Raw genomic sequence first — 17,855 nt, forward strand, 5'->3', positions numbered from 1 at the left:
GCGCCTGCATGGTCTACGACTCGGTCGGCGGCGTCCAGCCGCAATCCGAAACCGTGTGGCGTCAGGCCAATAAGTACAAGGTTCCGCGCATTGCGTTCGTGAACAAGATGGACCGCGTGGGCGCCGACTTTTTCCGCGTGCAGCGCCAGATTGGTGAACGCCTGAAGGGCGTTGCCGTGCCCATGCAGATTCCCGTGGGCGCTGAGGACCACTTCCAGGGCGTGATCGACCTCGTCAAGATGAAAGCGATCATCTGGGATGAAGCCAGCCAAGGCGTGTTGTTCGAATACCAGGAAATCCCCGACAACCTGCTCGCTACCGCCGAAGAATGGCGCGAGAAGATGATCGAGGCCGCAGCGGACGCAAATGAAGCGCTGATGGACAAGTACATCGGCGGTGAGCCGATCAGCGAAGAAGAAATCAAGGAAGCCATCCGCGCGCGCACGCTCAGGAGCGAGATCGTCCCCATGTTCTGCGGCAGCGCGTTCAAGAACAAGGGCGTGCAGGCCATGCTGGACGCGGTGATCGACTACTTGCCGTCGCCGGCGGACGTGCCCGCCATCATGGGCGTGGACGAGTACGACAAACACGCGGAACGTCATCCGACCGACGAAGACCCGTTCTCGGCGCTCGCCTTCAAGATCATGACGGACCCGTTTGTCGGCCAGTTGATCTTCTTCCGGGTGTATTCGGGCGTGGTGAATTCCGGCGATACGGTCTACAACGCGATCAAGGAGAAGAAGGAACGGCTTGGCCGGATTCTCCAGATGCACGCGAACGAGCGCCAGGAAATCAAGGAAGTGCGCGCCGGCGATATTGCCGCGGCTGTGGGCCTGAAGGAAGCGACCACAGGCGACACGCTCTGCGATCCGGCTCATCCGATCATTCTCGAACGCATGATCTTCCCGGAACCGGTGATCTCCCAGGCAGTCGAGCCGAAGACGAAACCCGACCAGGAAAAAATGGGTATTGCGTTGAACCGGCTTGCGCAGGAAGACCCGTCGTTTCGCGTGCAGACCGACGAGGAATCCGGCCAGACGATCATTTCGGGCATGGGCGAGTTGCACCTGGAAATCCTGGTGGACCGGATGCGGCGCGAGTTCGGCGTCGAAGCGACTGTCGGTAAACCGCAGGTTGCGTATCGCGAGACGATCCGCATTCCGGTCGAAGATATTGAAGGCAAGTTCGTCAAGCAGTCGGGCGGACGCGGTCAATACGGTCACGTGGTGCTGAAGCTGGAACCGCAAAAGCCGGGTACGGGCTATGAATTCGTCGATGCCATCAAGGGCGGCGTGGTGCCGCGCGAATACATTCCGGCGGTCGACAAGGGTATTCAGGAAACGCTGAAAGCCGGCGTGCTGGCGGGGTACCCGGTGGTGGACGTGAAGGTGACGCTGACCTTCGGTTCGTACCACGACGTGGACTCGAACGAAAACGCGTTCCGCATGGCTGGATCGATGGCGTTCAAGGACGGCATGAGGAAAGCCAAACCGGTCTTGCTCGAACCGATGATGGCCGTGGAAGTGGAAACGCCTGAGGATTTCATGGGCAACGTGATGGGCGATTTGTCCTCACGCCGGGGGTTTGTGCAGGGCATGGAAGACATCGCGGGGGGCGGCGGCAAGATTGTGCGCGCCGAGGTGCCGCTGGCTGAAATGTTCGGCTACTCGACCACGCTGCGCTCGCTCACTCAGGGTCGCGCCACGTACACGATGGAGTTCAAGCACTATGCCGAGACCCCGAACAATGTCGCGGAAGCTATCGTGAATTCGAAGTCCAAGTAGGCGTTGTCCGGCTCGACAAGTCGAGCCGGACGATTGAACCAAGTCCGTTGTTGCCTACCGGCGGCAACGGACTTTTGCTTTTTGCCGGAGCGGCTGTGGCGTAAATTGACGGCAGCTTTCCCATGGATACGCGGAGACGAAGACAATGAGCGACGATCACAATCACGAGCACACCGACTGGCGCGAGAACGGCGTCAAGGTGATCAAGGGCGATCAACTCGACACCAACACCCCGCAGACGCCGGGAATGAATCGCGCGGCGGCGATCAACGCAGCACGCGTCGGTGCGCAGAAAATCTGGGCCGGCACGGTAACCATCCATCCGAACGCGAAGACCGGTGCGCATCATCACGGCGCGCTGGAGAGCGTGATCTACGTCGTGCGCGGACAGGCGCGCATGAAGTGGGGCAATCATCTGGAATTTACCGCTGAAGCCGGACCGGGTGATTTCATCTTCGTGCCACCGTACGTGCCGCATCAGGAGATCAACGCACTCACCGACGAACCGCTGGAATGCGTGCTCGTGCGCAGCGACAATGAAGCGGTGGTGGTGAATCTGAACATCGATGCGGTGGAGGAGCCCGAGGAAGTGTTCTGGGTCGATCCGATTCATAAACATCCGCATCAGCATTGACGGCAATTGAACGCGGCGGCACGACCACACGATTCGCGGAATTTTCTACCGCCCTCCTGGCGCGTGGCGCGCAGGTTTTCAGCAAGCTTTTCCGCAGTGTCGCGGCTCTCCCACGGCACGCGCAATTAATTGGCACGCGAAACGTGCGCCGGGAATCGGAACACTATTTGCTCCGCTAAACTGAAAGCTGAAAGCGCCTCCGATTCCGTCGCTGCCACCGTCCTTGGTCGGGGCGTGCAGTATCGTCGAGTCAAAACAACAACCGAATCCTGAACCGGACAGCCCGATGAAAAAGACCGCAACCGATCTGGACTCGCTTTTCCCCTTCCGAGCAGAACTGGAACAGGCGAGGGGATCGGCGGGAGAACTCGGCAATCATGCCATCGATGAATTCAAGGCCGGCCGGCTCTCGCGACGCGAGTTGCTGCGGCACGCGAGCTTGCTGGGTTTATCGATGGCCGCCGGTGGTTTGATCGGCATGCCGCACGCGCGCGCGCAAGCGCCTGCGGGCAAGCCGGGCGGCACGATCCGCGTGGCGCATCTGACGCCTTCAGGCCAGGTCGATCCGCTCACCGTCACCGACCCTGCCGGCCTCGCGTTGATCAATCAGACGGGCGAATTTCTCATCGACGATGACGGTCAGGCGCTCGTGCTCCGCCCTTCCCTCGCGCTCTCATGGAAGCCGAACGAGAAGGGCGATGTGTGGACCTTCAAGCTGCGCCCGAACGTCAAGTTCCACGACGGCCAGCCGATGACCGCGAAGGACGTCGCTGCAACGTTCAACCGGCTCGCCGATCCGGGCAGCGGTTCGGCCGCGCTCTCGGTGCTCAAGGGCGTGTTGTCGAAGGGCTCGGTGAAGGTTGTGGACGACATGACGGTCGAGTTCCATCTGGACGCGCCGAACGGCAACTTCCCGTATTACGTTTCCTCGGACACGTACAACGCCGTGATCCTGCCGGCGAATTTCAGCGGCACGTACGAGAAGTCGTTCCCGGGCACGGGGCCGTTCAAGTTTGAAAAGTACACGCCGAAAGTGGGCGCATCGTTTGTGCGCAACCCGGATTACTGGGGCGAGAAAGCGCTGCCCGACCGGGTGACGTTCGCGTTCTACGCCGACGAACAATCGGAACTGCTCGCGTTGCAAGGCCGGCAAGCCGATGTGATGGGGGACTTCACCGTGCAAGGTGGCCTCAGCATGATGACGAATCCCGAGTTCAAGGTGCTCGGCGTGAAGTCGAGCGCGCATCGGCAGATGCACATGCGCACCGACACCGGTCCGTTCAAGGACAAACGCGTGCGCCAGGCATTGGCGCTGGCGGTGAATCGCGAGGTGATCGTGAAGGGGCTGTTCAAGGGTCACGCGGCGCTCGGTAACGACAGTCCGTTCTCGCCGGTGTTTCCGTCCAGCGATCTTTCCGTGCCGCAACGCAAGCTCGATGTCGCGAAGGCGAAGCAATTGCTTGCGGCGGCAGGCGTGCCGAACGGTTTCGACGTGACGCTCACGACCGAGAAGTACATGGAGATTCCCGATCTCGCCGTTGTGATCCAGAACGCAGCGAAGGCGGTCGGCATCCGCATCACGCTGAAGGTGGAAAGCCAGGAGCTGTATTACGGTGCGGGCACCTATGGCAAGTCGGACTGGCTCGATTCACCGCTCGGCATTACGGACTACGGACATCGCGGTGTGCCGAACGTGTTTCTCAACGCACCGCTGACCAGCGAAGGTACGTGGAACGCCGCGCATTTCAAGAATCCGCAATACGACAAGCTGGTGGCGGATTTCGTCGCGGCGCTCGACGTGGCATCGCAGAAAAAACTCTCAGGCCAAATCCAGACCCTGTTGCTCGATGAAACCCCGGTTGTGATTCCCTATTTCTACGATCAGCTGATTGTCACGCGGGCGAACGTGAAAGGCGTGGCCTTCAATGCGATTTCGCAGTTGTATTTCCAACGCGCGACTATCGGCGCGTAGCCGGTTCATTTTGAATCTCTTTGAGTCTCGCGCTCATGAAGGTTGCTCATTGAAACTGCCGAATGAAGCCTGACCCGAGGACGCTCCGATCATGAACACGGTCTCTCCTCCCGCCGCGCCGGGTGCGCCGAAAATCAACTCACGCAGCAACGCCGGAAGCGCCGCGCGCATTGCGCGGTTCGTAGGCGTGAGGCTGCTGCTCGCGGTCATCACGTTGTGGCTGTTGTCGGTGATCGTGTTCGCGGGCGGCCAGTTGCTTCCCGGCGATGTCGGCCGCGCAATCCTCGGGCCGCTGGCCGACGCCCGCGCGGTCGCCGCGCTCAATCATCAACTGGGCGTCGACCGGCCTTTGTTCACGCAATATGCCGGCTGGATCACTCATTTTCTGCGCGGCGACATGGGCGAGTCGTATTCGTATCGCGCGCCGGTGGCGCCCTTCATCGGCAGTGCGCTGTTGAACTCGGCCAAGCTCGGCGCGCTGGCGTTTATCGTCGTCGTGCCCCTCGGCATTGCCGGCGGCGTTTACTCCGCGCTTCACGAAGGGCGCTGGATCGACCGGACGATCAGCATTGCGGGGTTATCGGCGACGGTCGTGCCGGAGTTCGTCTCCTCCATCGTGCTGATTCTCGTGTTCGGTATCTGGCTGCAATGGCTGCCGATTGAAGCAACGTTCCCGCCTGGATCGAACGTGCTGGTCCAGTTAAAACACCTGATCCTGCCGGTGTTGCCGCTGGTGCTGGTGTTCTTCGGTTACATCGCACGAATGGCGCGGGCCGGCACCGTTGAAGCACTCGATGCCGACTACACGCGCACCGCGATCCTCAAGGGCCTGCCGCGCCGCGTGGTGATCATGCGGCACGTGCTGCGCAATGCACTGCTGCCGACCGTCACCGTTGCCGCCACGCAGCTCGGCTATATGATCGGCGGGCTCGTGGTCGTGGAGACGCTGTTCCACTATCAGGGCATTGGCTCACTCATTTATAACGCCGCCAAAGGCAAGGACTTCCCGATGCTCGAAGCCGGCGTGCTGACCATCGGCGTGATTTATACGGCGGCCAACCTGATTGCGGATGCGCTGTATGTCGTGTTGAATCCGCGCTTGCGGGTGAGGAACGCGCAATGAGCACAGCAGCCGTCGCTCCCGCGCCGCGCAAGGCGCCGCGTTTTGAACGCAGCAAAGCGCTGCTGCGTTCGCCCACGTTCGTGGTCGGCGTGCTGATCCTGCTGTTCTGGGTCGCGTGTGCGCTGATCGGCCATTGGGTCGTGCCGCAGGACCCGTACGCGTCCGATCCGTTGAACTCCCTCACCCCGCCCGACGCCACGCACTGGTTCGGCACCGATCAACTCGGCCGCGATGTGTTCGCGCGCGTGATCGTCGGCGCTCGCGACATTCTCACCATCGCGCCGCTGGCAACGCTGCTTGGAACACTAGCCGGGACGGCGGTTGGCTTGATCGTTGGTTATTTCGATGGATGGGTGGACAACGTGATCGGGCGGCTGATCGACGCGGTGCTGGCGCTGCCTTTGGTGATCGTTGCGCTGCTCGCGCTTGCGGCTGTCGGCGCCAGCAATGTCACCGTGATCCTGGTGATCGGCATCACCTTCACTCCGATCACCGCGCGCACCGTGCGCGCGGCCGTGTTCGCCGAGCGCAATCTCGATTACGTGCTGGCTGCGCAATTGCGCGGCGAAAACGCGTTCTACATCATGTTCGCGGAGATCCTGCCGAACGTGCTGCAGCCGATCATCGTGGAAGCCACCGTGCGGCTCGGTTACGCCATTTTCGCGGTCGCCACGCTCTCGTTCTTAGGCTTCGGCATTCAGCCGCCGTCGGCCGACTGGGGCCTCGCTCTGTCCGAGTGCTACACGCTGATGGCGGGTGGCGCATGGTGGACCGTCGTGTTCGACGCGGCCGCCATCGCCTCGCTGGTAGTGGGCGTGAACCTCGTTGCCGATGGCATACAAGGAGTGCTCGAACGATGAACGGACCGCCGCCATCGGCTTTCCCCATCTTCGATGGATCGAAGAGCGCCGAAACCGACGCACTCACCCTTGTCGGCCTGACGGTCGCCTACCGTTCGCGCGGACGGGACCGCGAGGTGCTGCAGGACATCTCGCTGCGGGTTAAACGCGGCGAGGCGTATGGGCTGGTTGGCGAATCCGGCTGTGGCAAGTCCACGGCCGCACTCGCCATATTGCGTTATCTGCCACGCAACGGCCGCGTGAAGTCGGGGAAGATTTCAATCGCCGGTCACGACATCGCTTCGATGAACGCCGACGCGTTGCGGCACATGCGCGCCAATGCGGTATCGATGGTTTATCAGGACCCGGGCCGCGCGCTGAATCCATCGCTGACCATCGCGCGGCAGGTGTCGGAAGCGTTCGAACTCGCAGGTGCGTCGGTGAATGAAGCGCTGGAGCACACCATCGACATCTTGCGGCGTGTGCGGATCTCGTCGCCCGAGCGCGTAATGGATAGTTATCCGCATCAATTGTCGGGTGGCATGCAGCAGCGCGTGGTCATCGCGATGGCGCTTGCGTGCAATCCGGCATTGCTGATCCTCGACGAACCCACTACGGGGCTCGACGCCACGGTTGAAGCGGAGGTGCTCGACCTGATTGCGCAACTGCGCGAAGAGCTTGGCACAGCGGTGCTTTTCATCAGCCACAACCTGGCGGTGATCGGCCGGATGTGTGATCGCGTTGGCGTGCTGTACGCGGGAAAACTGGTGGAAGAAGGCACCACACGCGATGTATTCGCGCGGCCGCGGCATCCTTACACAGTGGGCCTGCTGCGGTGTTTGCCGACCACGGGGCGAAGCAAGGACACGGGCCGGCTTGACACTATCCCCGGTTCGCTGCCGTTGCCGGGATCGGTGACGCAGGGATGCATCTACGCACAGCGCTGCAAGCTTGCCGATGACCGTTGTCATCGTGACGCGCCGCCGCCGTATCGGGTCTCGGCCGCTCATGGCGACCAGATGGCGCGCTGCCACTATCACGAACGTGCGATCGAATTGCCGCGGGCAACGCCGGAGGTCCTGAGCGCGGCTGTCGACCGGACAGATGCGCCCGTTGCGTTGCGCGCGGAGAATTTATCGAAGACGTTTTATGTCGGCGGGGAGTCGCTGCGGGCAGTGCACGATGTATCGCTGGAACTTGCACTGGGCGAAACGCTCGGGCTTGTCGGCGAGTCCGGCAGCGGCAAGACGACGCTCGCGAAGCTGTTGCTCGGATTGCTCTCGCCGGATGCAGGCGGCTCCATAGAACTCGACGGCGCCGCCCTGCCCGCGCGCGTGACAAACCGGAACGACGAACAGGTCAAGTCGCTGCAGATCGTGTTCCAGAATCCGGATTCAGCATTGAACCGGGCGCATTCGGTGCGTCGGCTGATCGCACGGTCGTTATCGAAACTCGGCGCGTTGCGTGGGGCGGCGAAGGAAGCGCGACTGCAATCGCTGACCGCCGCCGTGCGATTGCCCGAACGTTACCTGAGCTCGCGCACGCGGCAATTGTCGGGCGGGTTGAAACAGCGTGTGGCGATAGCGCGTGCGTTCGCCGGCGATCCGCGTGTAGTGGTCTGCGACGAGCCAACCTCCGCCCTCGATGTCTCCGTGCAAGCCGCCATCCTGAACCTGCTTGCCGACCTGCAGCGCGAACGTGGCGTGAGTTACGTGTTTATCTCGCATGACCTGCACGTGGTGCGTTATCTATCCGATCGTATTGCGGTGCTGTATCTCGGCCGGCTGATGGAGATCGGCCGCGCAACGGACGTGTTCGACGGGCCGCATCATCCTTATACCGAGGCGTTGTTGTCGTCGATTCCGGCGATTGGCGATGAACCGCAGGCGCGCGAGCGCATCCGCCTTTCAGGTGAATTGCCGAGCGCGGCGGACCCGCCGTCGGGATGCGTGTTTCATACGCGCTGTCCACGCAAGATTGGAGCGATTTGCGAGCAGGAGGAACCGCCCTATGCACACGCCGCCGATGGACACAGAATTCGATGCCACATTCCCGTTGCCGAGCTTAAGCGCTTGCAAAAGCCGGACTGAACCAGCGCGCTAAAGTCAGCGTTAAGTCGGGGTTAAGTCGGGGTTAAGTCAGGCTTAAAGGAACCAATTGACGCTCGTTCCCTCATATCGAGTTCAACGTTCGACATGAGGGATCACAATATGAAGCGAAACATCTCCGCGGCGTTCGCGTTTGCAGCTTTGTCCGCGCTGGGCTGCGCCTCTGTAGCCCACGCGCAGCAAACCACTCAGCCGCCTCCGGTCGATCCGAGTTTCTCCGCCTATACGCTCGCGCAGGAATGTTCGCAGAAGTCCGATAACGCCGCACAGGGCCAGTGCGTAGGCGCCGTGCGCGGCATTGTGCGCGGTTACCAATATGGCGTGCTGTTCCTGGCTCAGCGATCGCAACTGAAGGCCAATGAAACGCAGCGCGTGTCGCTGTGCCTGAGCAATACGCCGGTCTCAACCCTCGTCGATGAATTCCTGGCGGACGCAAAGCAAGTCGACGAAGCGTCGCTCAAGCGCACGCCGGCGGAAGTCGCCGTGCTTGGGTCCGTGCATTCGCATCACGCCTGCACGTAGACCCGTTGAGGCTTTAAAGCTTTAAAGCATTTCCAGCGGGCGTTTTGATTTCGGCGGTTTGAACTGGGTGTCGATAAGACTCAGTTCTTCCGCCGACAAATTCACCTCTCGTGCAGCCGCGTTCTCAATCACATGAGCGATAGTCCCCGCTTTCGGGATCGCGATGACCTGCGGTTGTTGCAAGACCCACGCGAGCGCGACTTGCGTCGCCGACAAACCGCGCGACTTCGCAATGTCGTTCAGTACGCTTTGTTTCGGCAGGCGCGCGTGATCGACGGGGCTGTATGCCATCGCCGGCATATTGCGTTCGCGCATCCACGGCAGGAGTTCGAATTCGGGACCGCGTCGTGCGACGTTATACAGAATCTGGTTGGTCGCACAGCGGTTGCCGTTTTCCAGCGCAAAGAGTTCGACCATGTCCTCGGTGTCGAAATTGCTCACGCCCCAGTGACGTATCTTGCCCTGCGCTTTCAAGGCCTCGAAGCCGCCGATCACCCCTTCCAGGTCTTCGCCGCCGCGCCAATGCAGCAGATATAAATCGATGCGGTCAGTCTGTAGCCGCTTGAGGCTTCGTTCACACGCGGCCTTCACGCCTGATTCGCTACCGTTATGCGGATAGACCTTGCTGACGATGAAAAGCTCGTCACGCCGGTCTTTCAGTGCTTCGGCGATCAGCTTTTCACTCTCGCCTTCGCCGTACATTTCCGCGGTATCGATCACCGTCATGCCCAGGTCCACACCGGCTTTCAACGCTGCGATTTCCGCGTTGCGGGTTCTGCCGCTATCGCCCATTTCCCACGTGCCCTGGCCCAAGGCGGGGATCTGCTCTCCTGTGTCGACCGGAGTTAGCGCTTTAGCGCTCACTCCGGTCCCATGCATGGTTGCTGTCGGAAGATGAACGGTTTTTTGCTGCGACGTCATGGGCACTCCCCTTTTGGGCTGAATGTGGTTGGGCTCAAGCCCCAGGCCTCAGTTCAAATTTTTTTGAGTGCACGCTTGGGTACACGTGAGTGTAATCACGTGTACCCCATCCTTCGTCAGACCAATCCCACCACTAGCGGACCCAGCAGTGTCAGCAATACATTCGCCAACGCATAGGTAATAGCGAATGGAACCGTCGGCACCGCGCTCTCTGCCTTATCAAGCACGCCGCCAAACGCCGGATTCGCGCTACGCGAGCCGGTCAGGGCACCCGCCAGAAGCGCTGCGTTGGTGTATTTCAACACGTATCTGCCGAACAGCATCGTGAGAACGAGCGGCAATATTGTGACAACCGCACCCAGCAGGAAGATCGTGAGGCCACTGTTCTTCACCGTGACCACGGCCGCCAACCCGGAGTTCAGGCCGACCGCCGCCACGAACGCCGCGAGCCCGAAATCCTTCATCAGTTGCGACGCCGCCGATGGCATCACGCCATACATCGGATGCTTGCCCCGCATCCAGCCGAATAGCAGCCCGGCCAGCAAGCAGCCCCCGCCGGAGCCCAGCGTCAACGGCACGCCGGCCACGTCCACCACGATCAATCCGATCAACAAACCGAGCACAATCCCCACGCCCATGTAGATGAAATCGGTCTTGTTGGTAGCCGGCAATTCATATCCCGCTGCATCCACGGCACGCTTCGTATCCTGCGGCGAACCGTAGAACGTGATGACATCGCCATGTTCGAGCTGGGTCTCGGGAAGGATCGGCAACGGCTGGTCCGCCCGGCGAATTTCCTGCACGAATACGCCGTGGCGCAAGTCGCGATCCACGGTCGTGCGCACCGCGGCAATCGTCATGTGATTCATGCCCTTGCGCGTGAACACGCCCTGCCGGTTCTGCATCACGACGCTGATGCCGTCGGTATCCGCCACCTCTTCACCAATGTTAGACGCCGCCGTCACCATCACTTCACGCCGGCCGACGACCAGCACGATATCGTCGACTTGCAGCATCACGTCCGGCCGCGGCTCCAGCGCTTTGCCCGCCCGGCGGATTCGCTCGATCGTGATCATGTCGGACTCGGCCAGCTCGATCTCGGCGACTGTCCGGCCCGCCGCACCGCTCACGCCCACGTCGCCTGACCTGGGCGTGATCGCCAGCCCCGCGGCATCGGCGCCACCCGTGCTACCCACTCGCGCTATCGCACTGCTGCCGCCTGTCACGCGATAAGCGCGCCCGACCAGCTCCGGCATCGCCGCCGTCTGACCGGCCCCATGCGCGACCGCGCCGCCCAGCAAAGTTTTCTCCGCTTCCGCTGCGGCCTCTTTTAAACCCTGCCCCATGAACTTCGGCAAGATATTCACGCACACAATGATCGCGCCCAGGGATCCGAATACGTACGTCACGGCATAAGCGACCGCCACATCGCCCTGGAGCGCCTTGGTTTCCGCAACCGGCAGCCCGAGCCGCGCGATGGCGTCGCCAGCCGTGCCGATGATCGCTGACTGCGTCAACGCCCCGCCGGCCAATCCCGCCGCGATCCCCTTGTTCAAGCCGAACAGCTTCGCGCACACCAGCACGGTCACCAGCGCCGATACCGCAAGGAACACCGCCATCGCGATCTCACGCAAGGTCTTGCGCGACAGCGAGTTGAAAAACTGCGGCCCCGAGTCGTAACCGACTGCATAGATGAAGATCGCGAACATGACGGACTTGACGCCGTTATCGATCTGGACACCGAACTGACTGATAACGACCGCCGCCAGCAACGACCCGCCCACACCGCCAAGCTGGAACTTGCCGAAGTTGATCTGGCCGATGAAGTACCCCACCGCCAGAGACAGGAACAGCGCAATCTCCGGTGACTTCGTGAAAATCTGATGTATCCATTCCATAGTGCCCTCGCTAGTTTCGTATGCCCTGCACGACCTGCTGAATCCGAGATTTATGCTGGTACTGGTACTGACGCGTCTCTCCGCGCGCCTGCTCCGGTTCTTTGCGACTTGAACCTGTTCATCCCACCTTCCCCGCGAGCCCGACAATGACCGGCCCCATCAGCGGCAGGAGGACGTTCGACAAGGCATATGTGATCGTGTAGCCGATCACGGGCGTTGCATTGCCCGTCACACCCACCAACGCGCTGATCGCGGGCGTGCTGCATTGCTGGCCGGCGATCGCGCCGAGCAGCATCGGCACTTCGAGTTTCAACAGCCAGCGGCCGACCGCCAGCGACACCAGCGCCGGGCCGAGCGTGATGACCACGCCCGCCAGCGGCAGCGCAACGCCGTACTCGCGGATCAGGCGGATCGCATCGGCGCCGGCCCCGAGCCCGACCGCGGCGATAAACGTGCACAGTCCGAAATCCTTGAGCACTTGCGCCGCTGCGGAAGGCAGCGAACCGATCACGGGATAGCGCGAGCGAATCCAGCCGAACAGCAACCCGGATAACAAACAGCCGCCGCCGGTCCCCAGGGCGATCTGCACGCCGCCGACGCGCGCGCTCAGGTGCCCTACGAGAATCCCCGCAATCACGCCGATACCGAGAAACACGAAGTCGGTTTTCAGCGTCGCGCGCACCACGTAGCCGAGCTTCGCCGCGCCGCGACGCACGTCATCGGCCGCGCCAATCAAGGTCAGTACGTCGCCGCGATGCAGTTCCGTCCCCGGCAACGCGGGGATGGTGCTGTCCAACCGCGTGACGGCTGAGATATAGACGCCGTGGCCATCGGCGGGCGTCGCGCGGGCGCGCACTTGCGCCACCGTCAGGCCATGCACTTCGCGCCGCGTGAGCATGACGTCGAGGGAGGTGGCATAAACGTCGGCGACATCGCTGCCGGTGACTTCCTCGCCAATGGACGGCAGCGCCTCCACGAGCGCCGTGCGACGCCCGCCGATCACGATCCGGTCCCCCATCTTCAACACGAGATTCGGCTGCGCTTTCACGATTGAGCGGCCACGCACCACGCGCGCCACCGTGAGCTCATTGCCATAGCGTTTTTCGAGGGTATTGATGCTCAGCTCCGCCGCACTCGTGACGCGGACTTCACGCGCGACGAGCGACGGCGCCGCCAACCGTTGCCCCTCCGCCAGCGCGCTGTCGCCGCCAAGCGCACGCCACAGGCGCTCAGCTTCATCGCGCAGATTGACGCGCAGCATGAGCGGCGCGATCTGGCTGGTGAACAACACGATGGTGACGAGCCCGAACAGGTAACTCACGCTGTAGGCAGTGACGATGTTGGCCTGCAGCCGGGCAATCTCGGCAGCAGGCAGCGCCAGCTTGCCGATTGCCTCGGACGCCGTGCCGACCACGGCCGATTCCGTCGCGGCGCCGGCAAGCAGACCGGCCGCGGTGCCGCGATCCAGCTTGAAGAGCGCGACGGCCCCGAGCACCAGCCCAAGTACCACCACGAGCTCAACAACGGATAAGAGGCCATAGCGCCAGCCGCGCCCGATATTCGCAAAGAATTGCGGTCCGCCGGTGAAGCCCAGCGCAAAGATAAAAAGGGCAAAAGCAATATTCTTCAGATCCGGTGAAAGGCGCGCACCGCTTTGCCCGAGAATCAGCGCCACAATCAAGGTGCCGCATACCCCGCCGAGCTGTATGGGTCCGAACTTGAAAGAACCAATGAAAAAGCCAAGTGCCAGACTCGCAAACAATGCGATTTCCGGTTGGCTCGCCAGCAAGTTCCAGATCATGAAATTATCGCCTCCATTGATTATCTGAATGCAACTATCAAGCGGCTTTGAATGCCTTAAATTAAGGATTCGATTAATTATGATCGTGATTCTGGAATCGTTGAACAATCTACTTGGATGTCAGTTTGCCAGTCGTCTAGTCGGTATGGCATAAATTTAACGCCCAACTTCATTTTTAGCATAACTGGGATCGTTTCCCACTCAATAAAACATCTGTATTGACGATGTCCGGCAGAGCTTATCGTGCTTGGGCGAGTCGGACCGCCTGTTTGTATGCAATAAGACAAGTGATTTATCGATCGCATCCAAAGTCGAATGACGTAACACAACTCTTGAAACAAGAATCTGTATAAATCAGACGATCCATTCCAAAATCTGGAGAAGTGTAATTTTTCATTGCAATGAATTAGTAAATGTGAAAGTCTTGCGGTTAATGCGGAATGCAAACAAGAAATGAACGAGATATTGCAATTCCGCATGGGTGTCAATACGTTTTTTGGCGTCGATCAAAAAATTCCGTATGCGCGGTCATGCGTAATACGGTTCCAGGCTGTGTTGGACACTGAGAGGTAAGAGACGATGAATCAAATTCATGCCATGCGTGTGTTCGTGCGGGTGTCGGAAACCGAGAGTTTTCGGCGAGCCGCACAACAACTCGATGTATCAAACGCACTTGTTACTCGTGCAATTGCAATGCTGGAAGCGCATTTACGCACCCGGTTAATCAATCGTACTACTCGTAACCTCTCACTTACAGAAGCCGGCACGCGTTATCTCGAGGGCTGCCGCGCATTGCTTGAAGAACTCGATCACCTCGAGTCAATGGTGGCGCATACCGAAGGCGACCCCAGCGGTACATTACGCGTGGTGGCATCCGGGTCGCTTTCGCTCATGGCGCTGACGCCGCTGATCGACGGCTTCCGGCAGGTTTATCCAAAAGTGAATGTGCGGCTCACGTTATCCGAGCGTCATGTGGATCTGGTGGAAGACGGATTTGATGTCGGTATTGTCACGGCATTCATGGTGACAAGCACGGCATTGGTAGAACGCCCGGTCGCCACCAACACGCTGATTCCCGTCGCCACGCCCGCTTATCTGGAAGAGCACGGCTCGCCCAGCACGCCGGCCGATTTGCTGCACCACGCGTTCGTGGCGCTCCCCAGCGAAATGCGCAGCGCCACCTGGCACTTCCGGCATCGCAACAACGGCAGCGCCGACCAGGTCACGCTCGCCCCTGTCTACACTGTTAACAGCGCGTTGATGGTGCGACTCGGAACGCTCGCGCACATGGGCATTTCGATCATTCCGGAAGGCATTGTCGCGGCGGATCTGGAGAACGGCTCACTGGTACGGGTACTGGGTGATTATGCTATTGATGATCCGGACGTGAAGGTGTCTATCGTTTATCCGGGGAGGCAATATCTGCCGGCCAAGACGCGCGCGTTCATTGACTACACGCTCGAACATATGGGCCCGGGCGGAGAAGTCGGACTGCCGCAACCGGAAACCATTCTCGCGCGGCTTTCCATGGTGCCTCCGGCGAGCGCAGTCGCCAGCTGATTCTTTTATCTGGCTGGCAGGGGGACATTAGATGCCAACTCATATGATCGTCTTCAGCAGCCGGCAATATGATCGCGACGTCTTCATTGAGGCAAATGCGGCGTTTGGTTACTCTCTGCAGTTCCAGGAATCACAACTTGACGCGCAAACGGCGATTCTTGCCCACGGGTGCGCGGTGGTATGCCCGTTCGTGAATGACATCCTTGACGAAACTGTCCTGGAAACCCTTCGCGAGGGCGGCACGCAGCTCGTGGCGCTGCGTTCGGCAGGTTTTAATCACGTCGATCTCGCGGCGGCAATCAGGCTCGGAATCGGCGTGGTGCGTGTGCCGGCTTATTCTCCGCATGCAGTGGCGGAGCACGCCGTCGGGCTGATCCTGACGCTGAATCGCAAGTTGCATCGCGCTTATGCCAGGACTCGCGACGGTGATTTTTCGCTCAACGGCCTGCTGGGTTTCGACCTGCACGGCAAGACGCTTGGCATTATTGGCACAGGCGTGATCGGGCGGGTATTCGGTCGCATCATGGCGGGTTTCGGCATGACGCTGCTGGCGTTTGATCCAGGAACGCCAGCAGCCGATCTTATGCAAGCCGGAGCGCGTTATGTTCCGCTCGATACTCTTCTGGCTGAGTCGGACATTGTCAGTCTGCATTGCCCGCTTTTACCCTCCACCTATCATCTGATCGACGCCGCCGCACTCATCCGCATGAAACACGGCGCCATGCTGATTAATACCGGCCGCGGCGGTTTGATCGACAGCCGCGCGCTCATCGGCGCGTTGAAAAGCGGACAACTAGGCCATCTTGGCCTCGACGTCTACGAGGAAGAGGGCGGACTCTTTTTCGAAGACCATTCGAATCACATGCTGCAGGACGATGTGCTTGCTCGGCTGTTGTCCTTTCCAAATGTTATCGTTACCTCTCATCAAGCGTTCTTTACACGCGAAGCGCTCACCGAGATCGCCATCACCACGCTCGGAAATGTGAAAGCCTGGTTTGATGGCTCTCCCCGCTATCAGGTATTTCCCTGAACAATCTCACTGCACGATCCAATTGCGAAGTTTATTGGCGGGTTGTTTTTATACTTCCCGCCCAATAAATCAGCTTTTTGGATAACCCATGTATTCTTCATACAATTAATATTTACAAGAAGACTGGGTTTGATTACCTTCGGACGGCATGCCATTTGCTAAAGACCAATGCCACTTCGGCCGCGGTGGTTATTCCCACCAGCCGTCCTGGCGCAGTCTTTAACTGTCGGCATCTTTCCGCCAAGCGGGGACCGGTTGAACGCATCGCAAGACTTGATCGTCGCGAGGCCGGAAGGCCTTTATTGCCCGCCGGGCGATTTCTATATCGACCCGTGGCGTCCCGTTGACCGGGCAATCATTACTCACGCCCATGCAGATCACGCCCGCGCCGGGCACGCCAGTTATCTCGCGGCTGCGCCGGGTGTCAGCGTGTTGCTGTCGCGGCTGCCGGGCATCTCATTGCAAGGCGTTCCCTACGGCGAGCGCCTGGTCATCAACGGCGTCTCCGTGTCGCTGCATCCGGCCGGCCACGTGCTCGGCTCTGCTCAAGTGCGGGTGGAACACGCGGGCCGGGTCTGGGTGGCCTCGGGCGACTACAAGGTCGAGCCCGATCCCACTTGCGCACCGTTCGAAACGGTTAGCTGCGACACGTTCATTACGGAATCCACGTTCGGCCTGCCGATTTATCGATGGGAACCATCCCGCGTGGTCTTCGACGGCATCAATTCGTGGTGGCGGCACAACGCGGCCGAAGGACTGGCCTCCGTGTTGTTCTGCTATTCGTTCGGCAAGGCGCAGCGGATTCTTGCCGGAGTCGATCCGGCCATAGGACCGATCTTTTGCCATGGCGCCGTGGAGCCGCTGAATCGGGCGTATGCGCAAGCGGGCGTGAACCTGCCGTCGACGCGGCCAGTCAGCGACATTGCCGCGAAAGACAAGACCGCGTTCAAGGGCGCACTGATTATTGCGCCGCCGTCGGCGCAAGGCAGTCCGTGGATGCGTCGCTTTGGCGACTATAGCGACGCGTTTGCGTCGGGCTGGATGCGGCTGCGTGGCACCCGGCGGCGGCGCGGCCTGGACCGCGGTTTCGTGCTGTCCGATCACGCCGACTGGCCGGGTTTGCAGACAGCGATTGGTGCAACGGGCGCGCAACGCGTGATTGTCACGCACGGACAAATCGAACCGATGGTCCGCTGGCTGCGCGAACAAGGTCTGGAGGCGGGCGCGTTCACCACCGAATACGGCGATGACGCAATAGAAGCCGACGCGGCGGAAAGCGGCCCGGCGAGCCCGGCCGCGCAGCAAGCCGTCGAAGCCCCTTCTCCGCCCGGGGCCGACTAACGATGAAACGCTTCGCCGCGCTATACACCGCTCTGGACGGCACCACGTCGACGAAAGAAAAACTCGAGGCGCTAATCGCGTATTTTTCGGCTGCCGAACCCGAGGACGCCGCGTGGGCGTCGTACTTTCTCAGCGGCGGCAAACCTCGACAATCGGTGCCCACCCGCCTTCTTACCGAATTCGCCCGCGAGCGCGCCGGCTTGCCGGAATGGCTCTTCGACGAGTCGTATCAGGCGGTCGGCGATCTGGCCGAAACCATCGCGCATATCCTGCCGCCCGCGCAGCGCACATCCGAACTCGGCCTCGCGCAATGGATCGAGGG

At 60.7% G+C, this 17,855-nt stretch carries 13 protein-coding genes and 1 pseudogene; 11 read left to right on the forward strand and 3 right to left on the reverse strand.

Annotation, left to right across the window (positions count from 1 at the left end):
* The 7 genes from fusA to JWR14_RS03670 all read left to right on the forward strand — a co-directional run.
* Positions 1–1,784: elongation factor G (fusA, locus tag JWR14_RS03640; protein WP_299701493.1), on the forward strand; the 1,784-nt coding region annotated here is incomplete at its 5' end.
* Positions 1,785–1,929: 145 nt separating this feature from the next.
* Entirely contained in the window at positions 1,930–2,418 is a 489-nt protein-coding gene (locus tag JWR14_RS03645; protein WP_299701496.1) for a cupin domain-containing protein, read from the forward strand.
* Positions 2,419–2,704: 286 nt separating this feature from the next.
* A complete protein-coding gene (locus JWR14_RS03650; RefSeq protein WP_299701499.1) occupies positions 2,705–4,390 on the forward strand; it encodes an ABC transporter substrate-binding protein in 1,686 nt (561 codons plus the stop codon).
* A gap of 91 nt (positions 4,391–4,481) precedes the next feature.
* Positions 4,482–5,513 (forward strand): ABC transporter permease, encoded by a 1,032-nt coding sequence (locus JWR14_RS03655; RefSeq protein ID WP_299701502.1) that lies wholly within the window; start codon positions 4,482–4,484, stop codon positions 5,511–5,513.
* Positions 5,510–6,373, forward strand: a complete 864-nt coding sequence (locus tag JWR14_RS03660) for an ABC transporter permease (RefSeq protein WP_299701505.1) — start codon at positions 5,510–5,512, stop codon at positions 6,371–6,373. Before JWR14_RS03655 ends, JWR14_RS03660 begins: the two co-directional genes overlap by 4 nt.
* The gene (locus JWR14_RS03665; protein ID WP_299701508.1) at positions 6,370–8,442 is read left to right on the forward strand and encodes an ABC transporter ATP-binding protein; all 2,073 of its coding nucleotides are present in this window, start codon (positions 6,370–6,372) and stop codon (positions 8,440–8,442) included. Before JWR14_RS03660 ends, JWR14_RS03665 begins: the two co-directional genes overlap by 4 nt.
* 120 nt (positions 8,443–8,562) lie before the next feature.
* Positions 8,563–8,982 carry a hypothetical protein gene (locus tag JWR14_RS03670; protein ID WP_299701511.1) on the forward strand — a complete coding sequence of 140 codons (420 nt, stop codon included), beginning with the start codon at positions 8,563–8,565 and terminating at the stop codon, positions 8,980–8,982.
* 21 nt (positions 8,983–9,003) lie between these two features.
* Here JWR14_RS03670 and JWR14_RS03675 read toward each other — a convergent pair whose 3' ends face one another.
* The 3 genes from JWR14_RS03675 to aspT form a co-directional block, all read right to left on the reverse strand.
* On the reverse strand, positions 9,004–9,903 hold the full coding sequence (locus JWR14_RS03675) for an aldo/keto reductase (RefSeq protein WP_299701514.1): 900 nt from the start codon (positions 9,901–9,903) through the stop codon (positions 9,004–9,006).
* Positions 9,904–10,019: 116 nt separating this feature from the next.
* Positions 10,020–11,801 carry an aspartate-alanine antiporter family protein gene (locus tag JWR14_RS03680; RefSeq protein WP_299701517.1) on the reverse strand — a complete coding sequence of 594 codons (1,782 nt, stop codon included), beginning with the start codon at positions 11,799–11,801 and terminating at the stop codon, positions 10,020–10,022.
* 118 nt (positions 11,802–11,919) lie between these two features.
* Positions 11,920–13,602 carry an aspartate-alanine antiporter gene (aspT, locus tag JWR14_RS03685; protein ID WP_299701520.1) on the reverse strand — a complete coding sequence of 561 codons (1,683 nt, stop codon included), beginning with the start codon at positions 13,600–13,602 and terminating at the stop codon, positions 11,920–11,922.
* A 579-nt stretch (positions 13,603–14,181) separates the two neighbouring features.
* On the opposite strand from aspT, the gene JWR14_RS03690 reads away from it, so the two are divergent.
* The 4 genes and pseudogenes from JWR14_RS03690 to JWR14_RS03705 form a co-directional block, all read left to right on the forward strand.
* A complete protein-coding gene (locus tag JWR14_RS03690; protein ID WP_299701523.1) occupies positions 14,182–15,162 on the forward strand; it encodes a LysR family transcriptional regulator in 981 nt (326 codons plus the stop codon).
* Between the two features lie 31 nt (positions 15,163–15,193).
* Positions 15,194–16,192: a 2-hydroxyacid dehydrogenase gene (locus JWR14_RS03695; protein WP_299701526.1), complete on the forward strand. Its 999-nt coding sequence runs from the start codon at positions 15,194–15,196 to the stop codon at positions 16,190–16,192.
* A 255-nt stretch (positions 16,193–16,447) separates the two neighbouring features.
* Complete coding sequence (locus JWR14_RS03700; RefSeq protein ID WP_299701529.1) at positions 16,448–17,533, forward strand: ligase-associated DNA damage response exonuclease; 1,086 nt, start codon at positions 16,448–16,450, stop codon at positions 17,531–17,533.
* A 2-nt stretch (positions 17,534–17,535) separates the two neighbouring features.
* Positions 17,536–17,855, forward strand: a pseudogene (locus tag JWR14_RS03705) (ATP-dependent DNA ligase); the annotation flags it as partial.

This window comes from Caballeronia sp. (genome assembly GCF_028292365.1).
Lineage (GTDB): Bacteria > Pseudomonadota > Gammaproteobacteria > Burkholderiales > Burkholderiaceae > Caballeronia.